A 6641-nucleotide genomic window follows, 5' to 3' on the forward strand; every position below is an offset into this window, starting at 1 on the left:
ATGGCAGAAAAAAAGAGACATTATGATGCAGGAGATATACAAGTCTTAAAGGGACTTGAACCTGTAAGAAAAAGACCTGGGATGTATATAGGTTCTACCGGAGAAAAAGGTCTACATCATCTTGTATATGAAGTTGTTGATAACTCTATTGATGAAGCCCTTGCAGGTATCTGTGACCATATAAAAATTGTTATTACTAAAGATGGCTCTTGTTATGTGGAAGATAACGGTAGCGGTATACCAGTAGAAATACATCCACAAACAGGAAAATCAACGGTAGAAACAGTACTTACAATACTTCATGCTGGTGGTAAGTTTGATAACAAAGCATATAAGGTATCGGGAGGACTTCACGGAGTTGGCGTTTCAGTTGTAAATGCCTTGTCAACTCATTTAAAAGCGACAATAAAAAGAAACGGGAAAATTTATTCGCAAGAATTTCAAAGAGGCAAAGCTATTTCAAGCTTAAAAGAAATTGGTAAAGTGGATAAAAATCAAACTGGAACTAAAATTGAATTTACACCGGATCCTGAGATATTTGATACTGTAGAGTTTTCTTTTGATATTCTTTCAAAAAGATTTAGAGAGATGGCATTTCTAAATAAGGGAATAAAAATTGATTTTACTGATGAAAGAATAAATAAAAATGAGATTTACCATTATGAAGGTGGAATTAAATCTTTTGTTGAATATATAAATAGCAAAAAGAAATATGAACCCATCCATGATGAAATTATATATATTGACGAAATAAGAGAAAATACTTCTATAGAAGTAGCAATTCAATATACAAAATCATATTCAGAAGAAGTTTTGACTTTTGCAAATAATATAAATACAGAAGAAGGTGGTAGTCACTTATCTGGATTTAGATCAGCTATTACTAAAACTGTAAATGATTATGGAAGAAAATATAATTTTATAAAAGAAAAAGAAGAAAATTTATCTGGTGATGATATAAGAGAAGGTATGACAGCAGTCTTAAGTGTCAAACTTCCTAATCCTCAATTTGAGGGACAAACTAAGGCTAAACTTGGTAACTCTGAAACAAAGGGTGTTGTAGATTCTGTAGTGTCTGAAAAACTTTCTATGTTTTTAGAAGAAAATCCAAAAACATCTAAGGTAATTTTAGAAAAAGCTGTCGCAGCCAGACGTGCAAGAGATGCAGCTAGACGTGCAAGAGAAATTTCAAGGGCAAAAAATAATTTAGATATGACTTTGCCCGGAAAACTTTTTGACTGTAGTGATGTTGGTAGCGAAAAAAGTGAAATATTTCTAGTCGAAGGTAATTCCGCAGGTGGTAGTGCAAAAGATGGTCGTGATCCTGAATTTCAAGCTGTTTTACCCCTTCGTGGAAAAATTATGAATGTTGAAAAAGCTACAGAAGCTAAAATGCTAAATTCATCAGAAATAAAGGCTATGATTACTGCTTTTGGTACAGGATATTCAGGTGAATTTGATATTAGCAAGTTGAGATATAATAAAATTATAATCATGACAGATGCCGATGTCGATGGAGCTCATATAATGACCCTACTTTTAACATTTTTCTTCAGATATATGAGACCATTAATAGAAAATGGTCATGTTTATGTGGCACAAGCTCCTCTTTATGGACTTGAAAAAAATTCTAAAATTTTAAGATATTGCCATAATGAAGAAGAATTAAATCTTGCCTTAAAAGCTCATGAGAGTGAAAAAAATATTAATATAAAAAGATATAAGGGTCTTGGTGAAATGAACTATGACCAGCTTTGGGAAACAACAATGAATCCTGACAACAGACTACTTTTAAGAGTAAATATTGAAGATTTTGATGAAACAGATGATACATTCCAAATGCTTATGGGTCAAGAAGTTGAACCTAGACGTGAATTTATTAGTGAAAATGCACAATATGCAGATTATATAGATGCATAGGAGGAAATATGACAGATACAAAAGAATTTGAAAATGGAATATTTGATGTAGATATAAGTAAAAAAATGCGTTCCTCCTATTTAGACTATTCAATGTCTGTAATAGTTGCAAGAGCCCTTCCTGATGTGCGTGATGGACTAAAACCAGTTCACAGAAGAATTCTTTATGGGATGAGCGAATTAAACTTAGTTTCAGGAGGTTCCTACAAGAAATCTGCAAGACTTGTTGGGGATGTAATGGGTAAATACCACCCTCATGGTGATTCATCAATTTATGAAGCAACTGTAAGACTTGCCCAAGATTTTAACATGAGATATCCTCTTGTTGATGGTCAAGGTAACTTTGGTAATATAGATGGTGATGGCGCAGCAGCTATGCGTTATACTGAAGTCAAAATGACAAAACTTGCAGAGGAAATGCTTAGGGATATAAATAAGGATACTGTTGAATTTGTTCCTAATTTTGATAATGACCAAGAAGAACCATCGATTTTACCTTCAAGATTTCCAAACCTACTTGTCAATGGATCTTCTGGTATAGCTGTTGGTATGGCTACAAATATGCCACCTCACAATATGAATGAAGTCATAGATGGAATTGTAAAATATATTGATGACGATGATATTTCAATCAGTGATCTTCAAGAAGTGATTAAAGGACCTGATTTTCCAACAGGAGCTTTAATCATGGGAAGAGATGGTATAAATAAAGCTTATAAAACAGGTAGAGGAAAAATAACAGTAAGGGCTGTTGCAGAAATTGTTGAGCCCAAAAAAGGAAGGGAACAAATTTTAATAACAGAACTTCCTTACCAAGTTAATAAATCTGCTTTAGTCATGAAAATTGCAGAATTGGCAAAAGATAAGATAATAGATGGAATCAGTAAAATTACAGATTCTTCAAATAAGAGAGGAATAAGAATTGTAATTGATCTGAAAAAAGATGCCAATGCCAATGTAGTTTTAAATAAACTTTATAAAGAAACTCAACTTCAAATAACTTATGGAATTATTAATCTAGCTTTAGTTAATGGAAGACCACAAATTTTAAATCTAAAAGAACTTATAAGATATTATGTTGACCATCAAGTTGAAGTTATTACTAGAAGAACAAGATTTGATTTAAATAAGGCAGAAGCTAGAGCTCATATTGTTGAGGGTTTATTTATCGCCCTTGATAATATAGATAGGGTTATAAAAATAATTAGATCATCAAAAGATGATAAGGAAGTAATAGAAAAATTTGATAGGGAATTTTCTTTAACACAAATTCAATCTCAAGCTATTTTAGATATGAGATTGAAAAGGCTAACTGGACTTGAAAGAGAAAAGTTGCAAAATGAATATGATAAATTATTAGAAGATATAAAGAGATTTAAAGAAATTCTTGAAAATAATCATGTTTTGATGGAACTGATAAAAACTGAACTTTTAGAAATCAAAGATAAATATGGAGATTTGAGAAGAACTGTAATAAAATCAAGTGAATCGGATATTGATATTGAAGATATTATTAAAGAAGAAGATGTTATAATTACATTAACTCAATTTGGTTATATAAAAAGAATGCCAGAGGGAACTTATAAACCACAAAAACGTGGAGGAAGAGGTATAACAGCTTTAACACAAAAAGAAGATGATTTTGTTAAAGAATTATTTGTTACTTCAACTCATGATAGACTACTATTCTTTACAAATAAAGGAAAAGTTTATAGGCTAAAAGCTTTTGAAGTACCTGAAGCTGGAAGAAATGCTAAGGGAACAGCAGTGGTTAATCTCTTAAATCTTGATAAGGGTGAAAAAATAACATCTGTAATAAATGTTGAAGAATTTGACCCTGATCATTATCTATTGATGGTAACAGAAAAAGGATTGATTAAAAAGACATCTAATAAAGAATTTAAAAATATTAGGCAAAATGGTCTAATAGGTATTAAACTTAGAGATGATGATAAATTAATAAGTGTTCATCTGGTTAGAGGCGATGAAGAAATAATTCTTGTAACTAAAGAAGGAAAATCTATAAGATTTTCTACAGATGAATTAAGAGATCAAGGTAGAAACACTATGGGAGTTAAGTCTATGAATCTTGATGAAGATGATACTATCGTATCATCAGATATTGTAGGAGATGGAAATTACTTACTAACAGTTTCTGAAAATGGTTTTGGAAAGCTAACTGAACTTAAAGAATACAGACCTCAAAATAGAGGTGGTAAAGGTATATTCACCTATAAGATAAGTGAAAAAACAGGTAAGGTAAGTGCAGCAAGTGTAGTAAATAAATCAGATGATATAATGCTAATTGCAGATTCAGGAATTATTATTAGACTTTTAATAGATGATATTTCTGTAACATCAAGAAATACAATGGGTGTAAAACTCATGAATCTTAATGATTCTAAAATTGTAGCCATAGCTAAATATATAGGTGACTAGGAGGAATTATGGATTTTAAAATTGGTTCTTTAGTAAAAGATAAAAAGTTAATATTAATACCATCAGGAGAACTTGATGTTTATTCAACAGATAAATTTAAAGAAGAAGCCCTTAAAGCTTATAATGATAACAAATTTGATATTGAACTTGATTGTTCAAAACTTGAATATTTAGACTCTACAGGTCTAGGAGCTTTAATATTTCTTTTGAAAACTGTAAATGATGACGATAATACTATTTCCATAAGTAATTTAAATAAACAAATTTTAAAATTATTTAAAATAACAAAATTAGACGAAATGTTTGAAATAAGGAGTTAAGATGGAAAATATATTATATTCTATACCAAACAACGCAATATATTTTTCTTCTGTAAGGCTTGTTGTAGGGGGTATATTAAATACTTTAAAAAGAGATATAGAAGAAATAGAAGATATGAAAATATCTGTAACAGAATGTTTAAATATCTGTTTAACTTTAAGTCTATCTCCACAAATAGATATAGAATTTAAAATTGAAAAAGATAATTTAGAAATTCAAATATCTAATATAGATTCAAATTTATTAGATAATTTTGATGAACTTAAACTTGCCATAACTATAATTGAATGCTTAGTTGATAAAGTTTATTTTCAAGATATGAGTATTCATTTAATTAAAAATTTATAAGCTTATGAATATAAAAGAATTAGATAGGAAACTTACAAAAGAAGAGAAAAAAGAACTTTTTTTAGAATACTATAAAACAAAAGATCAAGATTTAAGAACTATATTGATCGAAGAATATTTATATATAGCGGAAATCTTATCAAAAAAATATATAGGAAAAGGCATAGACTATGACGATATATATCAAGTAGCTTCTATAGGCTTAATCTATTCAGTAGATAGGTTTGACCCAACTAAGGGTTATGAATTTTCATCCTTTGCCACACCAACAATTATAGGTGAAATCAAAAAATATTTTAGAGATAAGGGTTGGACTATAAGAGTACCTAGAAGAATTCAAGAACTCTCAAAAAAAATTATGATTGCCAAAAATAAATTATCTCAAGAATATCAGAGGACACCAACAGTAGAAGATATAGCTGAATTTTTAAATGCTAGTCCTGAAGAAATAATAGAATCAATGGAAGCATCAAAAGTTTATACTCCTCAGTCATTGGATATAGTTTATGATTCTGGTGATGATAAGAAGATGTCTTTGCAAGATTTAATAGGCGAAGATGAAAAATATTTTGATAAAATTGATTTAAAAGATTTTCTTCTAAAATCAATGAAAAATCTAAATGAAGTTGAAAAGACTATATTAATAGACAGATATTTTAATAAAAAAACTCAAATAGTCATAGCTAAAAAATTAAATATTTCTCAGATGACAGTTTCAAGAATAGAAAAAAAAGTTTTAGAAAAAATGAGAAAAGAAATTAAAAAAACTATGGAAGTATGATGAATTGATTTTTTATATTGCTAAATATATATGATTATTATAATAATAAAGGAAAAACCTTAAGCCCATCTTAAGGTTTTTTAATATATAAAAGTTTCAAAGAAATTTATAATGTATTATAATAAGGTTATTGATTAGAAAAGTAGTGATTAAATGTATTATAAAATTGATATTTATTTTGATTTTTTTATAAGAATATTAATAGCCTGTATATGTGGCTTTTTAATAGGATTTGAAAGAGAAAATAGGCATAAATTTGCAGGAGTTAGAACTCATACAATTGTAGCTTTAGGTGCATGTATAGGTATGATTATATCAAAGTATGGTTTTGCTGATTCTGCAGAATTTGATGCAGCAAGAGTTGCGGCTCAAATAGTTTCAGGCATAGGATTTTTAGGTGCAGGAATAATTTTTGTCTACAATAATAACGTTACAGGACTTACAACCGCTGCTGGAATTTGGACAACTTCCTTAATTGGAATGGCATTTGGGGCAGGAATGTATTTTATAGGTATAATATCCTCATTTATTATCTTAATTTTACAAACATTTCTCTACAAAGGAGAGTTTATGAAATTTCATTATATGGTTTATACAGTAATTATTGAGTCTAAAATTTCAGATACAGTAAACTATATAGATAAATATATTGAAAATATAAGGATAGAAAAAGAATCATACAATTTAACCTATGATAATGAAAAATTTATATTAAGTTTTCAATTTATAGCAAAAGATTGTAAAGAAAAAGAAGATTTCATAAAATATTTAGAATCTGTAAAAGGTATAGATAATTTCAAAATTTATTAATTATCATAAAAAATAAGTGCCAG

At 28.8% G+C, this 6641-nt stretch carries 6 protein-coding genes; all 6 read left to right on the forward strand.

The window, feature by feature from the left end; all coding sequences use genetic code 11:
- The 6 genes from gyrB to HMPREF9131_RS07220 all read left to right on the forward strand — a co-directional run bounded on the left by gyrB (window position 1) and on the right by HMPREF9131_RS07220 (window position 6618).
- On the forward strand, window positions 1-1920 hold the full coding sequence (gyrB, locus tag HMPREF9131_RS07195; protein ID WP_009346138.1) for a DNA topoisomerase (ATP-hydrolyzing) subunit B: 1920 nt from the start codon (window positions 1-3) through the stop codon (window positions 1918-1920).
- A gap of 8 nt (window positions 1921-1928) precedes the next feature.
- On the forward strand, window positions 1929-4358 hold the full coding sequence (gene gyrA / locus HMPREF9131_RS07200) for a DNA gyrase subunit A (RefSeq protein ID WP_009346135.1): 2430 nt from the start codon (window positions 1929-1931) through the stop codon (window positions 4356-4358).
- An 8-nt stretch (window positions 4359-4366) separates the two neighbouring features.
- A complete protein-coding gene (locus HMPREF9131_RS07205; RefSeq protein WP_009346171.1) occupies window positions 4367-4678 on the forward strand; it encodes an STAS domain-containing protein in 312 nt (103 codons plus the stop codon).
- 1 nt (window position 4679) lies between these two features.
- Window positions 4680-5027, forward strand: coding sequence for an anti-sigma B factor (locus HMPREF9131_RS07210; RefSeq protein ID WP_009346166.1), 348 nt, complete (start codon window positions 4680-4682; stop codon window positions 5025-5027).
- 4 nt (window positions 5028-5031) lie between these two features.
- The gene (locus HMPREF9131_RS07215) at window positions 5032-5808 is read left to right on the forward strand and encodes a SigB/SigF/SigG family RNA polymerase sigma factor (protein WP_009346159.1); all 777 of its coding nucleotides are present in this window, start codon (window positions 5032-5034) and stop codon (window positions 5806-5808) included.
- 153 nt (window positions 5809-5961) lie between these two features.
- The gene (locus HMPREF9131_RS07220) at window positions 5962-6618 is read left to right on the forward strand and encodes an MgtC/SapB family protein (RefSeq protein ID WP_009346184.1); all 657 of its coding nucleotides are present in this window, start codon (window positions 5962-5964) and stop codon (window positions 6616-6618) included.
- Window positions 6619-6641: the final 23 nt, after the last annotated feature.

The sequence above is a fragment of the Peptoniphilus sp. oral taxon 836 str. F0141 genome (assembly GCF_000179335.1).
GTDB classification, from domain to species: domain Bacteria; phylum Bacillota; class Clostridia; order Tissierellales; family Peptoniphilaceae; genus Peptoniphilus_A; species Peptoniphilus_A lacrimalis.

What these genes read in the sequence shown, in the direction of transcription:
- HMPREF9131_RS07210 (WP_009346166.1), top strand. Translation starts at nt 4,680, where the DNA reads ATGGAAAATATATTATATTCTATACCAAACAACGCAATATATTTTTCT.
- gyrA (WP_009346135.1), top strand. Translation starts at nt 1,929, where the DNA reads ATGACAGATACAAAAGAATTTGAAAATGGAATATTTGATGTAGATATA.
- gyrB (WP_009346138.1), top strand. Translation starts at nt 1, where the DNA reads ATGGCAGAAAAAAAGAGACATTATGATGCAGGAGATATACAAGTCTTA.
- HMPREF9131_RS07220 (WP_009346184.1), top strand. Translation starts at nt 5,962, where the DNA reads ATGTATTATAAAATTGATATTTATTTTGATTTTTTTATAAGAATATTA.
- HMPREF9131_RS07215 (WP_009346159.1), top strand. Translation starts at nt 5,032, where the DNA reads ATGAATATAAAAGAATTAGATAGGAAACTTACAAAAGAAGAGAAAAAA.
- HMPREF9131_RS07205 (WP_009346171.1), top strand. Translation starts at nt 4,367, where the DNA reads ATGGATTTTAAAATTGGTTCTTTAGTAAAAGATAAAAAGTTAATATTA.